Below are 22,016 nucleotides of genomic sequence, written 5' to 3'. Positions count from 1 at the left end.
TTCAAAAATACAGTATAAAAAGGGATAATAAAAAAAAGCTTGGTGATACCTACGCATACCAAGCCTTTACCCTTTAATTAATTACTAGATATTACGCATAATACCAAGCTCCGTTACGGTACACTACTTCTCTCCATCCGTTGCTGGAGGTGTAATAGTACCATTTATCATTATAGCGATAGACTCGCAAACCATTCACTGTATAATATTGTCCATTCACATAGGTAGGTTCATCACCGCCGTTTGGATACATCTGAGCAATACCTTGCAAATCGTCTGACGATAATGCGGTGCGCTGTACCGAATAAGAACTACCGTCTTTTTTAGTTATCGTAGGTTGTCCATTTTTTGAAAAGGAGTTAGGACCATACATCATAATAGATCCAAAATCCAATGTGCTGGTATATTCATCTCCGTCACGACCTCGTTGTACATAAGTTTGAAAGTTATGTTCTTTCCCTGCCTGGATGTTATTAAAGTTAATTGTTACGTACTGATCCCGATCCACGCGACTTTGTTCATGCCATAGTCCTACCGCATGTCCAATTTCATGAATTGTATTACCGGTACTACAGCCACTTGCAAGGTTTATATTTTGACGACCGCCAACCATACCTACACTTGACGAACAACCCCCACCTGGCTGAAAGTAAATATAATTTGATTGATTTGTACGTGCTACAAATCTTAGATTAGTGTTACTTTCCCAACTTGCAATGGCATTAGTTACTCGCGACTGATTAGGTAAGTTACTTGCGATTTGATAATATACCGTGTTATTAGGCCACCTTCCACCTGTACGGCCTACACTTTTTACCAGTTCTGGATCGTCACCATTTTCTAGTACGAGCTTGGTGTCTTTAGAATGCATCATATCCTGTGGAATGATAATATCTCCTTCAAAGATATATTCTCCATTTACATTTTCGTAAGAAATAGGTAATCCTAGATAGCTCCCTTTTTGTATGGGACCCGACTGATCAAAGTAAGCGCGCTCTGCTCCTTGAAAAGTTTCTTTTTCTGTTTGCAGTGTTTCTTGTTCAACGACGCTGTCATCTTTTGAACATGCAAAGGTCGCCAAGGCGACCGATAGCATAAGTGCTGAATTCTTGAATTTCATGAGTTTGTATTTAAGTTATGAAGGAAATAACTTAAATATTCGCATTTTATTATAAAATAAGTTAAAATTCTGATTATTAGATCTTACCTAAACCAGGATATGTCGAAGGATATAGGATGCCTTTTTTAAGTGTAAAGAGCTCTCCGAACGGATCATTTTTCATGTCGAGATGACCGTCAAGATCTGCAAAATGTATGTTTGGACGAGAAAGGGCAAAATGTAATCCTGCCGAAATCCCAAGGCGACATTCATCAATGCAACCGACCATAACATCAAGATTGGCCGATTTGGCAACAGAACTAATGTGCTTTGCTTCCAGGATACCTCCAACTTTCATGAGTTTAATATTTACCATATCGATACGTTGGTTTTGTGCTAATCGAAATGCATCTTTCAGTGTTTTAATACTCTCATCTGCCATAACGGGTATGGTTACCTGCTGCGTAACCTGACCTAGTTTTTCTTCCTTAAGGATGGGGAGTGGTTGTTCAAATATTTCAATATCTACATGCTTTGTTCTTTTTACAAAAGCTACAGAATCCTCAACGGTGTACCCTTGATTGCCATCAAATCGTAAAGAAACATGTGGGTATCGCTCGCGTATTTTGATCATTTTTTCGATATCATCCTCAACATCTAAGCCTCCTTTTATCTTCAAGATATTAAAGCCTTGCTTTATAAATTCCGTTGCTTCTCTCAAGGTATCGGAAACCGATAAAATACCAATCGTAATGCTAGTAGGAATACTTTCTCTATAGCCACCTAGAAATTGATATAGGGGGATGTTTAATTTTCGCGAAATTAAATCGTGAAGTCCAATATCCACCATCGCTAGGGCAGAAGCGCTTCCTTTCAGTACCAATTTTAAATCTTCCAGGATCTTTACAGTTAAAAACGGATTTTTTCCGATTAAGTAAGGAATAATTATGTCTTTGATTGCATTTTCAACCTGATCAGGAGTTTCTCCTGTAACTGTGTCATCCGGAGCAGCACATCCATACCCGATAGTGGAGGTGTTGGTCTCTATTTTTAAAATAAAATTGGTTGCTTTTGCAACAGTTTCGTAAGCGATGATATAGGGCGTGGCGAGGTTAATATCTAAACGCTCGTATGTAACTTTTGTAATTTTCATTAATTGTGTAAGATGTAATCTTGAAATTATGATTTATAAAGTGGATATATTTGAAAAAAGCGATCATTTCTTTTTTAAGATAGTTTTTTTAGAATCTTGATAAGATCATCAGCACCATTAGCCAAGACATCGAAGGCAGGTAATCCTGTTTCTTTGGTAATAGCGTTGCATGCAGGTTCAATCTCATGAGAGGACATGTCTTCATGATTTACAGTTATGGCGATAACCTTGCGACCGGAGATGACTTCGATAGCATTAATCTGTTCTTTTAAACTATGCAATTTATATCCGGGAAACCCATCATATTCTAAGCGCTTGGGAGCATGTTGCAAAATGACATAATCCGGTCGGCCTGCAGCTAGGATCTCGAAACCTCCAGGGTATGCAGGATTCATTAAGCTTCCTTGTCCCTCAATTACAATTATATCAGGCCGTTCTTCTTTCCAAGCACTTACAACAGCATGTTCAATTTCGCCAGACACAAAATCGTTTATGCAACTATCCATAATCATGCTGTATTTTGCCCCTTGCATCCATGCCGTTTGACCGGTTCCTATCATTTGAGCGGTTAATCCTGAATTTCTAAATCCATGAACCAGTAACCAGGAGGTGGTGCGTTTACCGATAGCGGAGTCAGTACCCAGAACTGCAAGTTTTAGGCTTTCAACCTGCTCAATTTCGCCAGAAAAAAAGTGAAGTGTATCTCTGTCAGGCGTTTTTCTTACATCTCTAACCCTACAATTATTAGCTTGAGCAACCTTCATTACATCCTTATCATTGCTTAAAAAATCATGAAGTCCGCTATCTACGTTCCATCCCATTTCCAGCGCCTTTTTGATTGTGATTTTAGCTTCTTTTGGTAATCTTCCACCATCAGGTGCCAATCCAATAACTAGAGAACTTGGAGTATTATTAATATTCGCAAGCTTTTTTATAGCGCTATCGATTGTTTTAAAAATAGGGATTCCGTTAGGTTTTCCATCAAGAATTTCTCCTGCATCCTTGTCGGCGTAGTTACTATCTATGACGCCAACAACATCATACCGTTCGGTAAACCGAACTAGTCCATGTGCTGTTTTACCATTTGGGGTATTAAATGCGCCTTGGCAATATACCAATGCTTTACCGTCGATTGATTTTTTCATTTTATATATTTTTTTACTTCGAAAGAAGTTTTGGGTGTGTATTGGATTAAATTTTACTTTATTTCAAAGGTGTGGTGGTCTAATATTTTGCGGTCAAAACAGCAACAAAACGATCCGGCTCAAAATTTAAACGCTCATGCATTTCTAAAAGTCCGATCAGTCCGGCTGTTGATGCCGGTAATATTTTGAAGGATTCTTTTTTTAATAGATATGAACTCATCTCTTTCATTTTTTTGTCGCTTATATTAAATGCGTCTCCGTCGGATTCGCGTATCGCATACAGCGCTTCATTTCCGTCAAAACTGTGCCAGTTTATCAGAGGTTCGTTGTATTTGGTTTCTTTGATACTCTCTGGATTCAGGTCAACACAGTGTTCTAGTCCTTGTCTAAAGGATTGTATAATGGGATTTTTATGTGTCGACGACGCGGCTATCATTTTAGGAATTCGAGATGTTTTTCCGCGTTTATACAAACTTACAAAACCGCGATAAATGCCTGCGAATAGGGTGCCGTTAGAAACTGGAGCTGCACAGTACTTAGGCGCATCACCCAGTTCTTCAAAAATCTCAAAAGCTATTTGTGAATACGCCATGATTTGAAGGGGAGTGTTATCTCCACCCGGATTTGCGTCATACCACTGTTCTTGGGACGCGAGTAGACTACTTGCCTTAACTACTTCCTCATAATTGCCGGGCAAGCGAATAATTTCGGCACCGAGGGATGTCATTTCTTCGATACGTTCAGTATGATATGATGCAGGGATATAAATCTTACAAGCTATACCGGCTAAATCTGCTGCCAGTGCCATTGCAACACCATAATTACCACATGTTGCTAAAGAGACCACATCAAAGCCACGACGCAATGCGTCATATGCCTGAGCAAAAGCAATTCGATCTTTTTGGGTACCTGTAGGGTTGTTTCCTTCGTATTTGATATAGATCTGCCGAATATTAAATTCTCGCTCTAACGTTTTAGCACGATGCAAACCGGTATCACCTACTTCGATGTTGATGATATCTTCATACGACTCTAATCGATCCACTAAGGATTTACTTCGATCTTTTACTAATTTACTTAGTTCGGTAGTTTCAGCGGCTACCTTGTTAGTGGCAGTTTTAACCCCATCTTTTAGATTCATTTGCACAGACTAGATTTATTTTAAAATCTACTACAAAAGAATGAGATTGTTTAATTCGTTATTTACAATTAATTGTTAAATGTTTGGGGCTCAAGCAAATTTATTAATAATGGGTTAAGTGAGTCTTTTCAAAATTTTATTGGGATACCTGTAGGGATACCTGCATTTACAAAAAATAAGAAGTTTTATAGACTGACGTAAGAATTACAAGAAGTGTCATAAATCCAACACAAGCCTTGACACGAAGGGACTAAACGCAAAAAAGTCCAACATTGCTGTTGGACTTTTGCTCCCCCTCTTGGGCTCGAACCAAGGACCCTTTGATTAACAGTCAAATGCTCTAACCAACTGAGCTAAGGAGGACTTTAGGTTTGCAAAACTTAGGATATTTCCCGTTTGCGAGTGCAAATATATACTATTTTTTATATCCTCAAAAAGTTTTTTTATTTTTTTTACGTTTAAATAGTGCTTTTTTTAATGAGGTAATTAGTGAACGTACCGTTTATAAAAATCCCACTGTTTTTAAAGCAGTGGGATAGAATATTTTAAGCTTTTGTCTAGTAAGAAAGACTCACGAATTAATCAAAAATCAATTTGTAGACATCATTACCATTTGCAAAAAGCAATAAAGTTATTAGGATGATGAAACCAATGAGTTGAGCATACTCCATAAACTTGTCGTTAGGTTTTCTACCCGAAATAATTTCATACAGTAAAAACATAACGTGCCCCCCATCTAATGCAGGAATCGGCAGAATGTTCATAAAAGCCAATATGATCGAAATAAATGCTGTAGTGCCCCAAAAGGTCGGCCAATCCCACGCATCCGGGAATAATCCACCAATCGCACCAAAACCACCTACACCTTTATAAGCACCGGTGTCCGGATTAAAGATTTTTTTCATTTGCTTGATGTAGCTTCCTAAAATGGTGACACCTTTATTAATACCTGCCGGAATAGACTCCAAAAAGGTATATTCTATTTTTTCTACTGCCAAAAGTCCTCGGGCTTCCATTTCTTTAAGCTTAAGACCCATTAGACTTACGCCTAACTTACCGTCTGCGTTGATTTTTGCGTTTATGGTAGCTTTAGACCCATCTTCTCGTTTCACCAAAATGGACGCAGTGGTGTTTTTATTATTATCTAAATAGGAGGCAACTTCGTCAAAATATTGCATCGGCGTACCATTAATAGCTATTACTTCATCTCCTTTTTCAAAACCTGCATCAGCATTATGCATGTCTTTTGTAGCTTCTTGCACAATAAAAAGCTGTCTGGGCATAATAAAGGAAGTTTTCTCCTCGCTATCCAATAGTTTCTCGATGAAATCTACCGGAATTTCTTGGGTGACCGTTCTTCCATCTCGTTCAATCGTCATGGTGTTTCCGTTGATTATTTCTAACGGAAGTTTTCCAAGATTCTCGACGCGAGCACCGTCAACAGATACAATGTTATCTCCTGTTTGAATACCTAGTTTTTCACCGATTTCTGGTTGTGTAACATAGATACCATCTTTAAGGCTGTTGTTTTTGATGTATTGATCACCATAGGCATAGGATAACCCTGCATATATAATAATGGCAAGAATAAAATTCACTGTCACCCCACCAAGCATGATTATTAAACGCTGCCAGGCCGGTTTGGACCTGAATTCCCAAGGCTGCGGTGGGCCAGCCATCTGATCCTTATCCATACTCTCATCGATCATACCTGCAATTTTGACATAGCCGCCTAACGGAAGCCATCCAATACCATAGACAGTTTCACCAATTTTCTTTTTAAAAAGTGAAAATTTGACGTCAAAGAAAAGATAAAACTTCTCCACTCTGGTTTTAAATAATTTGGCCGGAATAAAATGTCCGAGCTCGTGTAGTATTATTAAAAATGATAAGCTAAGTAGTAATTGAATAGCTTTTATAAAAAATGGACTCATAGTCTGGTTTCAATTTAAGATCTGGCAAAAGTAATCTTTTAGAGGGGTTTATAAAAGAAATCAATCAGACAGATCTAGGATTTAGTTTAATTTTATCACTATTACTTGATTTCAATATAGTAAACCTCGTAGTTTTGTACTATTGAAAAAAAGTTATGTTACAATTCTTCGCAAAGTATAAATTTTTTGGAATCGTACTCTTTGTCCTTTCTGTTATTATTATTTCAATCATTTACTCAATTTTAAAGCCAAACCGTGTACTACCGGTCTACGAGCCTGATATGGTGAATAAGGAATTAGTGGATAGTACTATGCAAGAAGTTCGTAAATACCACAAGATTCCTGACTTTAGTTTAATAAATCAAAATGGTGAAATTGTAACTCAGGAGAATTATGACAATAAGATTTATGTAGCCGATTTCTTTTTTACCACCTGTCAAACCATATGTCCTATTATGACAGGGCATATGAAGCAGATACAGAATGAAGTTAAAGATGATGATGAGGTCTTATTGCTGTCTCACAGTGTAACCCCTAAAATTGACGATGTGACAAGATTGAGACAGTATGCAACCGATAAAGGCGTGATTGATAAGAAGTGGAATCTCGTAACGGGGGATAAAAAGCAAATCTATAATTTAGCACGTAAAGCGTACTTGGTTGCTAAAACTGAAGGGGATGGCGGACCATATGATATGGTGCATACCGAAAATTTTGTGTTGGTGGATAAGAGAAATCGAATCAGAGGTTATTATGACGGTACCAATCCTGACGCTATAGAGGTTTTATTAGAAGATATAGCACTTCTCAAAAAAGAAAAGTAGTATTTTAACTAGACACAAAGTTTTATTTTAATTTTGGCTTTTTGGTTCAGCATTTTTCACGTATTTTTGCCTTGTTTAAATTTAATCTAAATAAGATTTGAAAGTTACTATAGCGAATCTCAAACGCGGTCAGCGTGCTTTGATCAAAGAAATTACTTCAGATATTATTCCTTTAAAGTTATTGGAAATGGGGTGTCTTCCCGGTAATGAGGTTCAGTTATTAATGACTGCTCCTTTCCAATGTCCGATGTATTTAAACGTAAACGGAAGTCATTTGGCAATCAGGAAAGAAATTGCATCTCAAATTGAGATACAAATCATCTAAATTTCCCAAACTTCAATGGCAAAGCAGATTAAAGTCTCACTTATCGGAAATCCGAACACCGGAAAAACATCTGTCTTTAACTTACTTACAGGTCTTAATCAACAGGTAGGGAATTATCCTGGAATCACTGTAGAAAAGAAAGAAGGTATTTGTAAGCTGGCCAGAGGAGTCAAAGCGCATATACTCGATTTACCGGGCACCTACAGTTTAAATGCTTCTTCTCTGGATGAGAATGTAGTTATTGAATTGTTGTTAAATAAAAAGGATAAGGATTTTCCGGATGTTGCTGTTGTGGTAAGCGATGTAGAAAACCTTAAGCGTAATTTACTGCTGTTTACACAAATCAAAGATCTTGAGATACCCACCATATTAGTAATTAATATGGCAGATCGTATGAAACGAAAAGGGATCTCACTAAATATACCGCTACTGGAGCGAGAGCTAAAAACTAAAATTGTTTTGGTGAGCGCGCGTAAGCGAGAAGGGATCGAAGAACTGAAATCCTTAATTAGCACGTATACACTTTTACCTACTACCCCCTGTGTAAACGCTTTGTCATTTGATGATGATTATTTTGAGCGTTTACAGAAAGTTTTCCCGAATCAATCTTTGTATAAATTGTGGTTGGTTATTACACAAGATGTAAATTTTAGGAAAGTTGATAAAAAACCTGTTGGGATTACTCCTGATTTTCAGATTAAAACGGAAAGCGAATTAAAAAGATATCAGCAAAAGGAGGCGATTAAAAGATATCAGTTTATCAATACTGTGCTTAAAGAGGGGATGGTGGTTGATGAAAAAGCAGCAACTGGTCTAAGATCTAAATTAGATAGAATTCTTACTCACAAATTTTGGGGTTATTTTATATTCTTCACCATTTTACTACTTATCTTTCAGGCAATATATGATTGGTCATCCTATCCTATGGATCTTATTGATGAAGGTTTTGCCTGGTTGAGTGAGACAATTAAGGTATCCTTACCCTCGGGACCCTTTATCGATTTGATAACGGATGGTATAATTCCCGGCTTGGGAGGAATTGTAATTTTTATTCCGCAGATAGCGTTCTTATTCTTATTTATTTCAATTTTGGAAGAGAGTGGCTATATGAGTAGAGTAGTATTTTTGATGGATCGTGTAATGCGTCGGTTTGGATTGAGCGGCAAGAGTGTTGTACCCTTAATATCAGGAACGGCTTGCGCAATTCCTGCTGTAATGGCAACCAGAAATATTGAAAATTGGAAAGAACGATTAATAACAATTTTAGTCGTCCCCTTTACAACCTGTTCTGCGCGATTACCCGTGTATCTTATAATTATTTCGTTAGTAATACCCGAAGAAAAGGTGCTTTGGTTTTTTAGTTATCAAAGTATTGCGTTGATGCTACTATATTTTATTGGATTTGGAGCGGCCATAGGATCAGCATGGATATTGGATAAAATTTTAAAGATTAAAGGAAAAACATATTTTGTTGTTGAGATGCCGGGATACAAAATTCCGTTGTTTAAAAATGTTTTTATCAATGTGGTCGAAAAGACTAAAGCTTTTGTTTTTGGTGCGGGTAAAATTATTTTAGCTATTTCCATTGTGTTATGGGTGTTGGCAAGTTATGGTCCGACTGATAACTTCAATAATGCTGAACAAATAATTGGAGAACAATTAACAGATGCTTCTCAAGAGGAGCTGGAGCGTAAGATTGCCTCGTATAAACTAGAGCATTCATTTATAGGGCACGCAGGTAAGGCCATTGAGCCCATTGTTGCTCCACTTGGATATGATTGGAAAATAGGAATTGGGATTATAAGCTCGTTTGCAGCGCGCGAAGTGTTTGTGGGCACCTTAGCAACTATTTATAGTGTAGGTAGTGAGGAGGAAGAAACAATTAAGAACAGAATGGCTGGAGAGGTGAACCCTATTTTGGGAGGTCCTCTTTTTAATCTGGCAAGTGGTATTTCACTTTTATTGTTTTATGCTTTTGCAATGCAGTGCATGAGTACTTTGGCTATAGTTAAAAGAGAAACGAATAGCTGGAAATGGCCAATACTGCAGTTTTTCGTAATGACGGGCATGGCGTATATAATCGCTTTGTTCGCTTATCAATTATTAAAATAGATATAAGATTTTGTACTTTTATAATACATCAAATTGACATTTTTATGAATCTAATAATTCAAAACATCTTAGTTGTATTTGTGGTATTATCCGCGATAGGATTTTTAGTTAAAAAATTCATTTGGAATCCAATACCTTCTACTGCTGGTTCAAAAAAAGAAATGTCCGTATGCGCCAAGCATAAGTGTGGGTGTCATTAATCTACTTACTTTTTTGGTGTTGAAGCTTTTTGTTTTTACTGATGAGATACACTCCGATTACAATCAAACCACAACACAATAGCTTTTCAAGGGTGATATCACCTTTGTATTGACTATCTACGAGATAATAACTCATGGCAGCAACAAGTAGCATTGCCATCGCCGGTTGTACGTAAATATAACTGCCCGAAACTGCCGGCTTTACAAATTGTAAAGCAAACATATTAAGTAAATAGGCTAAAAATGTAGGCCCGATAACCACGTAGCTCAGTGAGATCCAGTTTGAAATCTCAAAAGAATTAAAGTCGGTTGCCAAAAGATCTTGTATGCAGAAGGGAAACATGTATAAAAAACCAAATGAAAAGGTCCATCCAATTACGGTTATAGGTTTATATTTCAGCATTAAAGGTTTGACCAGTACTAGATAAAAGGCAAATGCGAGTGCATTAATTCCTACAAAAATGTTTCCGATTAAGGAGCCCGATCCCAAAGCTGAATTTCCAAGATATATCAAAAGAATTGCCCCGCTGGCACCCAATAAGACACCCAATATCCTCGGTGCAGTTAATGCTTCTTTCAAAAGAAAATAACTAATAATCACGGTGAATATGGGTATAGCTGTCACAATTATTGCGGCATCAACTGGTGAGGTCAAACTCAAACCATTCATCGAGAAAAATTGATTGGTTGCAACGCCCAGCAGTCCGCATAGTGCTAATTTACCGATATCCCTTCGATCAACCCGTTCTCTCTGGAATGACTTCAGAATGAAAAATAAAAACCCTGCAACTGCAATTCGTATAAATACTAAAGCTGAAGGTCCAATTTTATTAGGCATCAATCCTTTTGCGATAAGATAATTAGCTCCATAGATGACATTCACACTCAATAGTGCAATATGAGCTTTAGCAGTATTTGATATCATGCAGCAAAGAAACGCATTTCTTTTTCCAAACCTGAGTCTTCACTTGTCTTATTCGATTAATACAAGTAAGGAATATTTTACAGTAGTCAAACTAGAATCTGCAACAGGATAAGGTTCAAGATCGTAAGCAATAATGTGACGGTCCTGTGATGTGATAATTTGTTTAGTGGTTTGTGGAGTAATATGGTCGATCCCAAAATAAAGTTTTTCTTCCTGACTCCCTTTGGGTGTTTCAATCTGAATAAGAGCAGTTGCTTTACCGGAAGTGATACACTGTACACCGATCGGGCATCTGGAATCTTCGGTAACTTTTATAAAAGTTACCGTAATGTCATTAAGCTTCACAGATTCACCTGTTTTTATCTTAGTTACTATCCTTGGAGAAGTCATAGGGATCGAGTCTTGCGCTTGGATAGTTAAAAAAGACATAATTAATGCTATAAAAAGAAGACACTGTTTCATTATATTTTAGATTTGATCTTAAATATATGAAATCTTCGTGAGTTCTTATAATCAAAGAACTTATAGGATTTTTTCGGATAAGGTATGCAGAAAAAGAAAGCCATTATAATCGGAGCGGGTATCGCAGGTATCGCTAGCGCCATTAGATTACGATCTTTAGGGATAGCCGTTGAGGTATATGAGCAAAACACCTATCCCGGAGGTAAATTGTCGCAAATGAGCTTGGGTGGGTATCGTTTTGATTGTGGACCATCTTTATTTACGATGCCTCAGTTTGTAGAAGAGCTATTTGAACTTTCGGGGAAAAAGGCTGAAGAACACTTTTTATACCTGAAGAAAGATGTAGTTTGTAATTACTTTTATAATGATGGGGTTAAATTCACCGCTTTTGCTGATAAGGAAAAATTTGCAAAAGAAGCATCTCTGGTTTTTAAAGATGAAACTGCCAGCGTGATACGTTATTTTCAGCGGAGTCAGTTAAAATATAACCTTACAGCATCCCTTTTTTTGGAAAAATCCTTACATAAAGTGTCCACTTATTTATCGATGGACACATTAAAGTCAATACTTCAATTGCAAAAACTTAATGTAAATACGACGTTAAATGACTATAATGAAAGAAGTTTTAAGGATCCTAAATTGATTCAATTATTTAATCGTTTTGCCACCTACAACGGTTCCTCTCCTTATAAAACTCCTGGCATTATGTCTATGATTCCTCATTTGGAACAACATTTTGGAACATTTTTTCCGAAAGGTGGTATGCATGCAATAACCCAATCCCTATATGATTTAGCTGTCGATTTGGGCGTTAAATTTCATTTTTCAGCTTTCGTTGAAGAAATTCTGACACAAAAAAACAAAGCATACGGTATTATAGTTGACAATCAAGCTGTGAATGCGGATATAATAATTTCTAATATGGATATTGTCCCGACGTATAGAAAATTATTACAAAAACACAAAGCTCCAGAAAAAATATTGCAACAGGAACGTTCCAGTTCTGCTTTAATTTTTTATTGGGGAATAAAGAAACAGTTTCCGGAGTTGGATTTGCACAATATCTTTTTTGCAAAAGATTATAAAAAAGAATTTGAAGCTATCTTTGAGAATAATGCAATTTCTAACGACCCAACGGTTTACGTTAACATTACCTCAAAACATGAAACTGCTGATGCTCCGCCGGGTTCAGAAAACTGGTTTGTCATGGTGAACGCACCGGGAGATACAGGTCAGGATTGGGATGAAATTGTAGCAGAAACCAAAGAGAATATAATTTCAAAATTAAATAGAATTCTTAAAGTTGATATGAAGTCTCTCATAGAACACGAAGCAATTCTCAATCCTGCTACTATCGAAAGCACCACACAGTCATATCAGGGATCCTTGTATGGAGCTGCAAGCAACGATAAATTCGCAGCATTTATAAGACATCCAAATTTTTCAAAAAAAGTAAAGCATCTTTATTTTTGTGGGGGGAGTGTGCATCCGGGAGGCGGTATACCCTTATGTCTCTTGTCCGCCAAAATTGCTACGGATATTATCAAAAAAGATTATAAATTGTAAGCTATATATTTATAGATAAAGATTGCTTAATAAACCTTCGCCCTTGATGCTAATAGAACCTCTGATTTCGTACAAACTTATAATTTCGATATTCTTTGTATGGCTTTTCAATATTACGGGGATTCTTGGTATTGTTTTAGGATACGAAACCTGGTTTTTAACATTAACTCCTCTCACTTTATCCCTTAACCTTTTGTTGCTAATTATTAATCATAAAGAAATGTCGCTATTGCTTCTCACGATGCTAATTCCTTTTGGGTTGGGAATGATCTCTGAGTTATTAGGCGTGAATTTCGGATTAATTTTTGGGGATTATGCGTATGGAAATAATTTGGGGGCCAAATTATATGGCGTTCCATGGATTATTGGCGTGAATTGGGCAACGCTTACGTATTGCACTGCTGCCATAGCCAGAAAAATGACACAAAAACTAATTCCGGCTTCGCTTATAGGAGCTTCGCTTATGGTAGTGTTGGATCTGGTGATAGAACAATCCGCTCCACGATTTGATTTCTGGGAATTTAGAAATGGAGTGGTGCCTTTACAAAATTACATTGGCTGGTTTGGTGTGGCATTGTTAGCTCATATATTCTTTCAGAGAATAATTCGCTCATATTCCTATACGATAGCTATTCATACCTATGTGGCAATGGCCATATTTTTTCTTACTTTTCTATTTCTATGAAATCTTACGACTATATCATTGCCGGCACGGGAGCATCAGGGTTAATGCTTGCCTATGCTATGGCTACTGATGCTTTTTTTAAAGATAAACGAATCTTGTTGTTGGATAAGGAAAAAAAGCAGACTAATGATCGTACCTGGTGTTTTTGGGAACAAGGAAGGGGTATGTGGGATGAAGTAGTGACCAAAGAATGGAACACAATTTTGGTAGCGGGCAAAAATTTTACACAATCTTTGGCAATAGCACCGTATACTTATAAATTTATTAGAAGTAAAAGTTTTTACGCTTATATCTATGAAAAATTAAAAGTTGCCTCGAATATTGAAATCACAAACGGAGTAATTCTTGCAATTAAAGACCAAGAAAAAAATGTAGTAGTTAAAACGAACAACGTAATATATCAGGCACAGAAAGTTTTTACAAGTATTTTGCCTGATTTTAAATATAAAAAGCAGCACAAATATCCGGTTCTTCAACAACATTTTATAGGTTGGTATATAAAGGTTGACAAGCCTAGCTTTGACGATCAAGTTGCCACGTTTATGGATTTCTCGGTCACACAACAGGGTAATACGCGTTTTATGTATGTATTACCTATAAGTACCACGCTGGCACTTTTTGAATATACTTTGTTTTCAGAGAAGTTGCTCTCTAAGGCCGCTTATGAAGAGGCAATAGCTAAATATTTAAGTAAAAAAGGGATAACAACATATGAAATTATAGAGATAGAACAAGGAAGCATCCCCATGACTTCTTATCCGTTTTCGGATAAAAACACTAAGAATGTACTTCACGTAGGTACGGCCGGTGGGTGGACAAAGGCAAGTACTGGATTTACTTTTAAAAACAGCTCGAGAAAAGTGAGTGCGCTGGTATCGTTCTTAAAACATACGCAGGACTTAACTAAATTTGATAAAAAAAACAGGTTTTGGTGGTATGACTTGTTACTCTTGGATGTATTAGCAAGGCATAATGACAAAGGCGCATTATTATTTACCAAACTGTTTAAAGCAAATAAAGCAACACGTATTCTTCAATTTCTTGATGAGAAAACTAGCATATTTCAGGAATTGAAGATTATGGGTAGTATGCCGCCATTGTTATTTATAAAAGCAATGATAAGAAGGGCCAACCAGCTATTTTAGAAATTTACATTCCTCGCTCTTTCTGGATATCTTCATATGCTTTTTGAACCGCCCTAAATTTGGCTTCAGCTCCCTTGATGTGCACTTCGTCCATATGCTGCACTTTGTCCGGATGATATTTCTTTGCCATGGTTCTAAAAGCTTTTTTTACCTCGGCATCGGTTGCGGATTTTTCAATTTCAAGGATAGTATATGCATGATCTGCAGTTTTGAAAAACATGGCTTTAATACTTTCAAAATCACTGAAACCTACACGTAAAAAACCAGCAATACTTTGAATTTCGTTAGCCTCTGCTTCACTTACACGTCCATCTGCATTAGCAATACCAAACAAAAAGTGAAGAATTTGCAATCTTGAAGCGTACCGTGTTCTGGGAATTAAAAAGGAGCAAATGCGCTGTGCCGAAATTTCTCTGTTCTTTATTACCTCATTAAAAGTTTTAAATGTCGCATTAGCACGATCTTTTCCATAAGCACTAACAAAGTATTGTCTAACATAGTCCAACTCGGTTTGATTAATAGAGCCATCTGCTTTAATGACAATCGATGACAGCGAAAGCAAATTCAGTTCAAAATCCCCGGGGCTTACCTGTTGTTCTTGAGTGAATGTTTTGGTGAAACTAATTTTATTCTTACCCATTGCTGCTTCAATAAAACTTCCAACTAAAAATCCAAGAATAGCTCCCGGAAATCTAAAAAGTATATAGCCAACAACGGCGGCAAACCATTTGATCATGCTTTTATTTTTAAGGCGGTAAAGATAAATGATATTATTAGAATATTACTCACTAACGTACTTCGAATCTAAAATTGAGGTTAATAGTTTTTAGATTGCGATGTAATATCTTAAAGAGTTTTGCGACTACATGGCAGTGATTAAACTATGGTACATAATTTGTACCTTTACAAAAAAAATTAATCGAAAAAAATAAGATATGTATCCAGCAGATTTAGTTAAACCAATGCGTGAAGATTTGACCCAAATTGGTTTTGAGGAACTACATACAGCAGATGCTGTAGAGCAAGCTATAGCAAAAGAGGGGACTACCTTAGTAGTGGTGAATTCGGTTTGTGGATGTGCTGCCGCCAATGCAAGACCAGGAGCAAAAGCCTCTTTAGGAAACGCTAAAAAACCTGATAACCTAGTGACTGTTTTTGCAGGTGTTGATAAAGAAGCAACTGATAAAGCACGTGGATTTATGGTGCCGTTTCCTCCATCGTCTCCATCTATGGCACTTTTTAAAGATGGTGAATTGGTTCACATGTTAGAACGTCATCATATTGAAGGCAGACCTGCAGAGATGATCGCCGAAAACTTAAAAGATGCTTATAACGAGCATTGTTAAGCTTAGGTGCTAAAAGTATTAAGAAACCACTTGTGTCAGCAAGTGGTTTTTATTTTTATAAAAGAATTGGTCGTCTAAAAATAATGTAAGACCTTGCAAGGAATTAGATTATATTATTTTCATTATTTTTAAAGTTACTTATGGGAGTAGTTAAGAGGATTATTTCATATCCGCTTTCTGTAATTTTTTATTTGTTTTTTGGATTAACGCTGGTTGTATTTCATCCTATACAATGGTTTAGTTACACAGTTGGTGGGCCAAAAATGCATCGAGGCTCAGTGAATTTGATGAACCTGTTTTTGTTGCGATGTCTTCATTTGTTAGTGGTGCGCGTGTCCTATAAAAACGGGCACACTTTACCAAAAAACCGTTCGTTGATTATCGTATCAAACCATCAAAGTATGTTTGATATTCCTTTATTATCTTGGTATTTGAGGAAATATAAGCCTAAATTTATTTCTAAAATTGAATTAGGAAAAGGGATTCCAAGTATTTCCTATAATCTCAGGAAGGGGGGAAATGTGTTAATAGATCGCAAAAATCCGAAGCAATCACTTCCTGCCTTGTCAAAATTTGGTAAGTTTATATCAGAAAACAACTTTGCTGCCGTTATTTTTCCTGAAGGAACACGGAGTAGAACTGGAAAGCCAAAAGATTTTGCCCATACAGGCCTTAAAATTCTTTTAAAAAATGCCCCAGATGCCTTAGTCGTTCCTGTTACAATCAATAACAGCTGGAAATTATTAGAATATGGAAATTTTCCAATGGGAATAGGGATCCATTTAACATTAGAAGTTCAAGAACCTATTGAGGTGGGAACATCATCGGTAACAGATGTGATTGAACTAACAGAAAGCAGGGTAAAAGCTGCAGTTCATTATTAAAAAAATTGCGTTATGGCTATAGATAATATTAGATTAGAAGTTATGCAACTTCTTGAAAAGAAAATCGGAACGTTTATTGATAAGTTCTTGATTCCTGTTGATACCGTATGGCAACCAACAGATTTTTTACCAAACTCTCAGAATGAAGATACTTTTTTTGAAGAAGTCAGAGAGTTACGAGAGCTAGCTAAAGAATTGCCTTATGATTTCTGGGTGGTTCTTGTAGGAGATACCATCACCGAAGAAGCTTTGCCAACCTATGAGTCTTGGTTGATGGATGTAGAAGGAGTTAATCAGCATGAAGGTTCAACCGGAAACGGCTGGTCTAAATGGGTTCGATATTGGACAAGTGAAGAAAATCGTCATGGCGATACACTTAACAAATATCTCTACTTATCAGGGCGCGTAAATATGATTGAAGTAGAGCGTACTACGCAACATTTAATCAATGATGGTTTTGATATTGGTACGGATCGTGATCCATACAAGAACTTTGTATATACTAGTTTTCAGGAACTTGCCACAAATATTTCACACAGCCGTGTGGCAAAAATGGCAAAACAGTACTCTAACAAGTCGTTGGCAAAAATGTGTAAAATTATTGCAGGAGATGAGATGCGTCATTATAATGCGTATAGCGAATTTGTCAAACAAATTTTTGAGGTGGATCCAAGTCAGATGATGGTTGCTTTTAGTGATATGATGAGGCACAAAATTGTGATGCCGGCTGTTTTCCTAAGAGAATCCGGAAATGCAATTGGTACTGCCTTTGAAGAATTCTCAAATGCAGCGCAACGTCTTGGGGTGTATACCTCACAAGATTATATAGATATTATGCAACGTCTTATCGATAAGTGGGAAATTGATAAGCTTGGGGGTCTTACAGATGAGGCTGAAAAAGCCAGAGATTATGTAATGCGATTGCCTGCAAGAATGCAAAGAATAAGCGAACGCTTGGTTATTCCTGAAGAAGAATTTGAATTTAAATGGGTCAAACCGGCACTGGTGAAATAATTCGATTATGTTACATTCCGAGGTAATCGAGCAGACCGTTGCTTTTGTCAAAGAAACATTGAAAGGAGCAGAGGGAGGTCATGATTGGTTTCATATTAAGCGTGTTTATAAAAATGCACTACTGATTGCTAAAGATGAAAATGTAGATCCTTTTATCGTGGCGTTGGGTGCATTGTTGCACGATATTGCAGATTCAAAATTCCATAACGGTGATGAAACCGTGGGCCCGCAAAAGGCAAAAGAATTTTTGACTGCCTTAGAAGTAGCTCCCGAAGTAATTGATCACGTTGTAAAGATCATTAATAACATCTCTTTTAAAGGAGGTAACATAGAACAGCAATTTAAGTCACCAGAATTGGACGTGGTACAGGATGCAGATCGATTAGATGCCATAGGTGCTATCGGCATTGCGCGATGTTTTAATTACGGGGGATTCAAAAACAGAGGTTTATATGACCCTAAAATCGCACCTAATTTGAATATGAGTAAGGAAGAATATAAAAATTCTAAGGCTCCGACGATTAACCATTTTTACGAGAAACTATTACTGCTCAAGGATAGAATGAACACAGAAACGGGAAGCCGTTTAGCTCATAATCGTCACATTTATATGGAAGGATATCTAAAACAATTCTATGATGAATGGAATGGTGTTGTTTAAATTCAAAATAACGTAAGTTGTCCATTTTTGAAGGACTGATGCATCGAGGTGTTCAAAGCCGATTTTTTCTTATTTTTGAAATATCGTGTTCTTGCGATAGTAAAAAGTTGTGCTATTTGATCTGCCACCTGGCCATCACCCTTCATTCGTCTCCCGTAAACACTATCATTCAACGCGCCATTATGACATTCTTTAATTTGATTCAGAATCTTATCCTTCCGATCGGGTAACGTTTTTTCTAGCCAAGTTGTGAATATCTGACCAATCGCTCCGTTCAATCGAACGATTGTGTAATTAATAGTGTCTGCTCCCAGTTCTGATACCTTTTTACAAAGTGGAAGTATTTCGTGGCTATTTATTGATGGTATAATAGGTGCCATCATAATGTGTGTGGGAATATTATTATCTGTCAACGTAGATAATGTTTGTAAACGCTTTTTAATACTTGCCGTACGTGGTTCCAAAATATTTTTGGTGTCTTCTTCAAGCGTAGTGATAGACAAATGAACCGATATAAGCTGATACTGATGTAAAGCATTCAATAGATCTAAATCTCTTAGAATCAATGAATTTTTAGTGATGATGCTTACCGGGTGACGGTATTTCCAAAAAATTTCTAGCAACTTTCGAGTGATTTGATATTCCTTTTCAATGGGTTGGTAGCAATCCGTATTTCCCGATAGGACAATGGGAGCTGCTTTCCAGGAGGTACTTTTTAGCTTCGCTTCCAATAATTCTGGTGCATTTTTTTTGATCAGAATTTTACTTTCAAAATCCAGTCCTGCATTGTATCCCCAATATTCATGTGAATTACGCGCATAACAATATACGCACCCATGTTCACAGCCTTGGTAAGGGTTTAGAGAGAATGTCAATCCTAGATCAGGACTATTTACTTTGTTGATAATTGTCTTAGGAAATGTATCAATACAGCTAGTCTTGTTGGATATAGCAGATTCGTCGTTAGCAAAACAATAATTCAAAAAATCTGATCTCAACTCATGACTCAAACTTTCAAAATGGTTGTCAATAGGGGCTTGAGCGCCCCTTCCCTTTAGTCTTTCGTGTGCTTTCATACTGCTATAATTACGGTTTAAAAGTAAAACTTTTGTTGGAATAATTCCCAGTAAAAATGGAATATTTCCAAATAAACAAAGTATTTTTGTATTAGTAAGATTGGACTACAAATCCAGGTAGGAAAATTCTTAAAATCTCAGACGTAATTTTAAATGTGTGGAGTGATGAGGAAGGATGATTATATATATGATATTGCACTATCGTTTGCGGGAGAAGATCGCAAGTACGTAGAAAAAGTTGCATCCGAATTACAGAAGAGAAATATTAGAGTTTTTTATGATATGTTTGAAGAGGCAAATCTCTGGGGTAAAAACCTGTATACTTACCTTTCAGAAATTTATCAAAACAAAGCACGTTTTACAGTGCTCTTTATATCAAAGGCGTATAATGAAAAGCTATGGACTAATCATGAGAGAGTGTCTATGCAGGCAAGGGCATTTCAAGAGAGTAGAGAGTATATACTACCGGCAAGATTTGATAGTACAGCAATTCCGGGAATACTTAATACGGTAGGTTATATTGATTTACGTAATAAAACACCGGATCAGTTAGTAGATTTAATAGAGAAAAAAATTTCAAAAGACCAAACGTTCTTAAGTAAGAAATGGTCCAGACTAACAACCTTTATTAATCCTAAACCCTTTATATTTACTATCAAGACAGTGGATACTAAGGGATCGCCTTTAAGAGGATGTCATATTGTATTAGTAGCTAACAACGCTACATACCTTGAAAGTCATACGGACGATAAAGGATTGGCTCATTTTATCATACGTACAAAGGACAGTTATACGGTTCTTATTGCACATTCTCTGTATCCTAGTGAGATATTATATAATGTTGATCCAAAAGTAGATATTAAAGTTGAAGTTCAAAACTCAACAACCATCGCTTCGATGACATTTTATAAATCAGGAAGTTTACCGGGAATGGCTTCTTCTATCCAGCCTTTGATCAATACCGAGGGCTCTTTACAGTTGTTTGCAGACAATATTGCTATTGAGGGTGGCGTAGAACAACCTTTTGTTTTCAAGTTAAATAAGGCCATAAGGTTAGAAGATAATGAGGGAAATTCTTTACATTTAACCTTTCGTTATTTTAAAGGAAGAATTGCGCTGATTGATTATAGCAGAGTATAACATCCGATAGGTGTTCTGAGAAATCTTTTATGGTTAGGAAAGTAGCATTTAAATAACGTATCATTTTCATTACTGAACTACAATTTAATACCAATTAATAAGATGAAAAAGATCATAATCTACGTTTTTAGTTTTTTAATTTTGTCTTGTCAGAATGAGCAAAAAAATAAAGAACAGGCAATAAAAACCTCTGAAAAAAAGGAAGAAGTAACTGCAACTGCTGATAACTTTGGGATTGTACTGCATGGTGGTGCAGGTACTATCTTAAAAGAAAATATGACTGCAGAAAAAGAAGCTGCCTATAAAACAAAATTAGAAGAGGCAATCAAAGTTGGACATAGCATTTTAAAGAATGGCGGAACAAGTATGGAAGCTGTTCAAAAAACTATTAACGTCCTGGAAGACTCACCGTTATTTAATGCCGGAAAAGGGGCTGTTTTTACAAATGATGGCATTAATGAACTTGACGCATCAATCATGGACGGAAGTACTTTGGACGCAGGGGCAGTGGCCGGAGTAACTACTGTGAAAAATCCAATTAATCTAGCTATCGAAGTAATGAAAAATTCGCCACATGTGATGCTTTCAGGTAAAGGAGCAGAACAATTTGCTAAGGAACGGACTTTGGAAATTGTGGATCCAAAATATTTTTATACAGAAGAGCGTATGAAATCACTGGAACGCGTAAAAGAAAAAATTAAAAACAAGGAAGCTAACAAGACCACAGCCTTTTACGATATTGATATCAAGGATTCAAAATTTGGAACCGTAGGATGTGCGGCTTTGGATAAGCAGGGCAATTTAGCTGCGGGGACTTCTACGGGTGGAATGACCAATAAAAAATGGAACCGAATTGGTGATGCACCTATTATCGGAGCCGGTACGTACGCCAATAATGCGACCTGTGCAGTTTCCAGTACGGGTTGGGGAGAGTATTTTATCCGTGCAATGGTAGCACATGATATTTCTGCATTGATGGAGTACAAAGGATTATCATTAAATGAGGCGTCAGAGCTGGTTATACAAAAAAAAGTTGCTGATTTGGGTGGTGATGGCGGTATCATTGCTATCGATAATAAAGGGAACGTGGCGATGGAGTTTAATACCGCTGGAATGTATAGAGCTGCAATGAATGCGAGCGGAGAATTAACCGTGGGAATTTATAAAGAAAACGAATAG

Annotated in this window: 21 protein-coding genes and 1 tRNA gene; 12 read left to right on the top strand and 10 right to left on the bottom strand. The window is 36.8% G+C overall.

Annotated elements, in window-relative coordinates; all coding sequences use genetic code 11:
• Positions 1-91 precede the first annotated feature (91 nt).
• The 6 genes from BD809_RS04805 to rseP form a co-directional block, all read right to left on the bottom strand.
• Positions 92-1,120, bottom strand: a complete 1,029-nt coding sequence (locus tag BD809_RS04805; protein ID WP_148781804.1) for a M12 family metallopeptidase — start codon at positions 1,118-1,120, stop codon at positions 92-94.
• Between the two features lie 76 nt (positions 1,121-1,196).
• On the bottom strand, positions 1,197-2,252 hold the full coding sequence (locus BD809_RS04800; protein WP_148781803.1) for a mandelate racemase/muconate lactonizing enzyme family protein: 1,056 nt from the start codon (positions 2,250-2,252) through the stop codon (positions 1,197-1,199).
• Positions 2,253-2,326: 74 nt separating this feature from the next.
• On the bottom strand, positions 2,327-3,397 hold the full coding sequence (locus BD809_RS04795) for a DUF1611 domain-containing protein (RefSeq protein WP_148781802.1): 1,071 nt from the start codon (positions 3,395-3,397) through the stop codon (positions 2,327-2,329).
• Positions 3,398-3,476: 79 nt separating this feature from the next.
• A complete protein-coding gene (locus tag BD809_RS04790) occupies positions 3,477-4,538 on the bottom strand; it encodes a pyridoxal-phosphate dependent enzyme (RefSeq protein WP_148781801.1) in 1,062 nt (353 codons plus the stop codon).
• A gap of 289 nt (positions 4,539-4,827) precedes the next feature.
• Positions 4,828-4,901 (bottom strand) — tRNA-Asn (locus BD809_RS04785).
• A 215-nt stretch (positions 4,902-5,116) separates the two neighbouring features.
• A complete protein-coding gene (gene rseP, locus BD809_RS04780; protein ID WP_148781800.1) occupies positions 5,117-6,472 on the bottom strand; it encodes an RIP metalloprotease RseP in 1,356 nt (451 codons plus the stop codon).
• A gap of 155 nt (positions 6,473-6,627) precedes the next feature.
• On the opposite strand from rseP, the gene BD809_RS04775 reads away from it, so the two are divergent.
• The 3 genes from BD809_RS04775 (at position 6,628) to feoB (ending at position 9,733) form a co-directional block, all read left to right on the top strand.
• Complete coding sequence (locus BD809_RS04775; RefSeq protein ID WP_148781799.1) at positions 6,628-7,296, top strand: SCO family protein; 669 nt, start codon at positions 6,628-6,630, stop codon at positions 7,294-7,296.
• 97 nt (positions 7,297-7,393) lie between these two features.
• Positions 7,394-7,621, top strand: a complete 228-nt coding sequence (locus BD809_RS04770) for a FeoA family protein (RefSeq protein ID WP_148781798.1) — start codon at positions 7,394-7,396, stop codon at positions 7,619-7,621.
• Positions 7,622-7,636: 15 nt separating this feature from the next.
• Positions 7,637-9,733 (top strand): ferrous iron transport protein B, encoded by a 2,097-nt coding sequence (gene feoB, locus BD809_RS04765; RefSeq protein ID WP_148781797.1) that lies wholly within the window; start codon positions 7,637-7,639, stop codon positions 9,731-9,733.
• Positions 9,734-9,934: 201 nt separating this feature from the next.
• Here the strand turns inward: feoB and BD809_RS04755 are convergent, their stop codons facing one another.
• Both BD809_RS04755 and BD809_RS04750 read right to left on the bottom strand, forming a co-directional pair.
• Entirely contained in the window at positions 9,935-10,858 is a 924-nt protein-coding gene (locus BD809_RS04755) for a DMT family transporter (protein ID WP_148781796.1), read from the bottom strand.
• 48 nt (positions 10,859-10,906) lie between these two features.
• Positions 10,907-11,320 carry a hypothetical protein gene (locus BD809_RS04750; protein WP_148781795.1) on the bottom strand — a complete coding sequence of 138 codons (414 nt, stop codon included), beginning with the start codon at positions 11,318-11,320 and terminating at the stop codon, positions 10,907-10,909.
• Positions 11,321-11,404: 84 nt separating this feature from the next.
• Here BD809_RS04750 and crtD point away from each other — a divergent pair, with 84 nt between their 5' ends.
• The 3 genes from crtD to BD809_RS04735 all read left to right on the top strand — a co-directional run bounded on the left by crtD (position 11,405) and on the right by BD809_RS04735 (position 14,716).
• Positions 11,405-12,886 carry a 1-hydroxycarotenoid 3,4-desaturase CrtD gene (crtD, locus tag BD809_RS04745; protein ID WP_148781794.1) on the top strand — a complete coding sequence of 494 codons (1,482 nt, stop codon included), beginning with the start codon at positions 11,405-11,407 and terminating at the stop codon, positions 12,884-12,886.
• Between the two features lie 220 nt (positions 12,887-13,106).
• Positions 13,107-13,571 (top strand): carotenoid biosynthesis protein, encoded by a 465-nt coding sequence (locus tag BD809_RS04740; protein ID WP_170251747.1) that lies wholly within the window; start codon positions 13,107-13,109, stop codon positions 13,569-13,571.
• Positions 13,568-14,716: a lycopene cyclase family protein gene (locus BD809_RS04735; RefSeq protein ID WP_148781792.1), complete on the top strand. Its 1,149-nt coding sequence runs from the start codon at positions 13,568-13,570 to the stop codon at positions 14,714-14,716. The genes BD809_RS04740 and BD809_RS04735 overlap by 4 nt, the downstream gene beginning before the upstream one ends.
• A 4-nt stretch (positions 14,717-14,720) precedes the next feature.
• Here the strand turns inward: BD809_RS04735 and BD809_RS04730 are convergent, their stop codons facing one another.
• A complete protein-coding gene (locus BD809_RS04730) occupies positions 14,721-15,452 on the bottom strand; it encodes a TerB family tellurite resistance protein (protein WP_148781791.1) in 732 nt (243 codons plus the stop codon).
• A 199-nt stretch (positions 15,453-15,651) separates the two neighbouring features.
• Between BD809_RS04730 and BD809_RS04725 the strand changes: the two genes are divergently transcribed.
• The 4 genes from BD809_RS04725 to BD809_RS04710 all read left to right on the top strand — a co-directional run bounded on the left by BD809_RS04725 (position 15,652) and on the right by BD809_RS04710 (position 18,621).
• Positions 15,652-16,062, top strand: a complete 411-nt coding sequence (locus tag BD809_RS04725) for a BrxA/BrxB family bacilliredoxin (protein WP_148781790.1) — start codon at positions 15,652-15,654, stop codon at positions 16,060-16,062.
• A gap of 140 nt (positions 16,063-16,202) precedes the next feature.
• Complete coding sequence (locus BD809_RS04720; RefSeq protein ID WP_148781789.1) at positions 16,203-16,946, top strand: lysophospholipid acyltransferase family protein; 744 nt, start codon at positions 16,203-16,205, stop codon at positions 16,944-16,946.
• 12 nt (positions 16,947-16,958) lie between these two features.
• The gene (locus tag BD809_RS04715) at positions 16,959-17,960 is read left to right on the top strand and encodes an acyl-ACP desaturase (protein WP_148781788.1); all 1,002 of its coding nucleotides are present in this window, start codon (positions 16,959-16,961) and stop codon (positions 17,958-17,960) included.
• A gap of 7 nt (positions 17,961-17,967) precedes the next feature.
• Positions 17,968-18,621 (top strand): HD domain-containing protein, encoded by a 654-nt coding sequence (locus tag BD809_RS04710; protein ID WP_148781787.1) that lies wholly within the window; start codon positions 17,968-17,970, stop codon positions 18,619-18,621.
• 2 nt (positions 18,622-18,623) lie between these two features.
• Here the strand turns inward: BD809_RS04710 and BD809_RS04705 are convergent, their stop codons facing one another.
• Entirely contained in the window at positions 18,624-19,697 is a 1,074-nt protein-coding gene (locus BD809_RS04705; protein WP_148781786.1) for a PA0069 family radical SAM protein, read from the bottom strand.
• Positions 19,698-19,862: 165 nt separating this feature from the next.
• On the opposite strand from BD809_RS04705, the gene BD809_RS04700 reads away from it, so the two are divergent.
• Both BD809_RS04700 and BD809_RS04695 read left to right on the top strand, forming a co-directional pair.
• On the top strand, positions 19,863-20,837 hold the full coding sequence (locus BD809_RS04700; protein WP_148781785.1) for a toll/interleukin-1 receptor domain-containing protein: 975 nt from the start codon (positions 19,863-19,865) through the stop codon (positions 20,835-20,837).
• A gap of 102 nt (positions 20,838-20,939) precedes the next feature.
• The gene (locus BD809_RS04695; RefSeq protein WP_148781784.1) at positions 20,940-22,016 is read left to right on the top strand and encodes an isoaspartyl peptidase/L-asparaginase family protein; all 1,077 of its coding nucleotides are present in this window, start codon (positions 20,940-20,942) and stop codon (positions 22,014-22,016) included.

Source organism: Aquimarina intermedia (assembly GCF_008124785.1).
Lineage (GTDB): Bacteria > Bacteroidota > Bacteroidia > Flavobacteriales > Flavobacteriaceae > Aquimarina > Aquimarina intermedia.
This window is presented reverse-complemented; position numbering and strand designations above follow the sequence as displayed.

Coding starts and splice junctions, on each gene's coding strand:
- feoB (WP_148781797.1), top strand. CDS start 7,637: ATGGCAAAGCAGATTAAAGTCTCACTTATCGGAAATCCGAACACCGGA.
- BD809_RS04805 (WP_148781804.1), bottom strand. CDS start 1,120: ATGAAATTCAAGAATTCAGCACTTATGCTATCGGTCGCCTTGGCGACC.
- BD809_RS04800 (WP_148781803.1), bottom strand. CDS start 2,252: ATGAAAATTACAAAAGTTACATACGAGCGTTTAGATATTAACCTCGCC.
- BD809_RS04705 (WP_148781786.1), bottom strand. CDS start 19,697: ATGAAAGCACACGAAAGACTAAAGGGAAGGGGCGCTCAAGCCCCTATT.
- BD809_RS04720 (WP_148781789.1), top strand. CDS start 16,203: ATGGGAGTAGTTAAGAGGATTATTTCATATCCGCTTTCTGTAATTTTT.
- BD809_RS04730 (WP_148781791.1), bottom strand. CDS start 15,452: ATGATCAAATGGTTTGCCGCCGTTGTTGGCTATATACTTTTTAGATTT.
- BD809_RS04790 (WP_148781801.1), bottom strand. CDS start 4,538: ATGAATCTAAAAGATGGGGTTAAAACTGCCACTAACAAGGTAGCCGCT.
- BD809_RS04715 (WP_148781788.1), top strand. CDS start 16,959: ATGGCTATAGATAATATTAGATTAGAAGTTATGCAACTTCTTGAAAAG.
- crtD (WP_148781794.1), top strand. CDS start 11,405: ATGCAGAAAAAGAAAGCCATTATAATCGGAGCGGGTATCGCAGGTATC.
- BD809_RS04710 (WP_148781787.1), top strand. CDS start 17,968: ATGTTACATTCCGAGGTAATCGAGCAGACCGTTGCTTTTGTCAAAGAA.
- BD809_RS04750 (WP_148781795.1), bottom strand. CDS start 11,320: ATGAAACAGTGTCTTCTTTTTATAGCATTAATTATGTCTTTTTTAACT.
- BD809_RS04740 (WP_170251747.1), top strand. CDS start 13,107: ATGTCGCTATTGCTTCTCACGATGCTAATTCCTTTTGGGTTGGGAATG.
- BD809_RS04725 (WP_148781790.1), top strand. CDS start 15,652: ATGTATCCAGCAGATTTAGTTAAACCAATGCGTGAAGATTTGACCCAA.
- BD809_RS04695 (WP_148781784.1), top strand. CDS start 20,940: ATGAAAAAGATCATAATCTACGTTTTTAGTTTTTTAATTTTGTCTTGT.
- BD809_RS04795 (WP_148781802.1), bottom strand. CDS start 3,397: ATGAAAAAATCAATCGACGGTAAAGCATTGGTATATTGCCAAGGCGCA.
- BD809_RS04775 (WP_148781799.1), top strand. CDS start 6,628: ATGTTACAATTCTTCGCAAAGTATAAATTTTTTGGAATCGTACTCTTT.
- BD809_RS04700 (WP_148781785.1), top strand. CDS start 19,863: ATGAGGAAGGATGATTATATATATGATATTGCACTATCGTTTGCGGGA.
- BD809_RS04755 (WP_148781796.1), bottom strand. CDS start 10,858: ATGATATCAAATACTGCTAAAGCTCATATTGCACTATTGAGTGTGAAT.
- rseP (WP_148781800.1), bottom strand. CDS start 6,472: ATGAGTCCATTTTTTATAAAAGCTATTCAATTACTACTTAGCTTATCA.
- BD809_RS04735 (WP_148781792.1), top strand. CDS start 13,568: ATGAAATCTTACGACTATATCATTGCCGGCACGGGAGCATCAGGGTTA.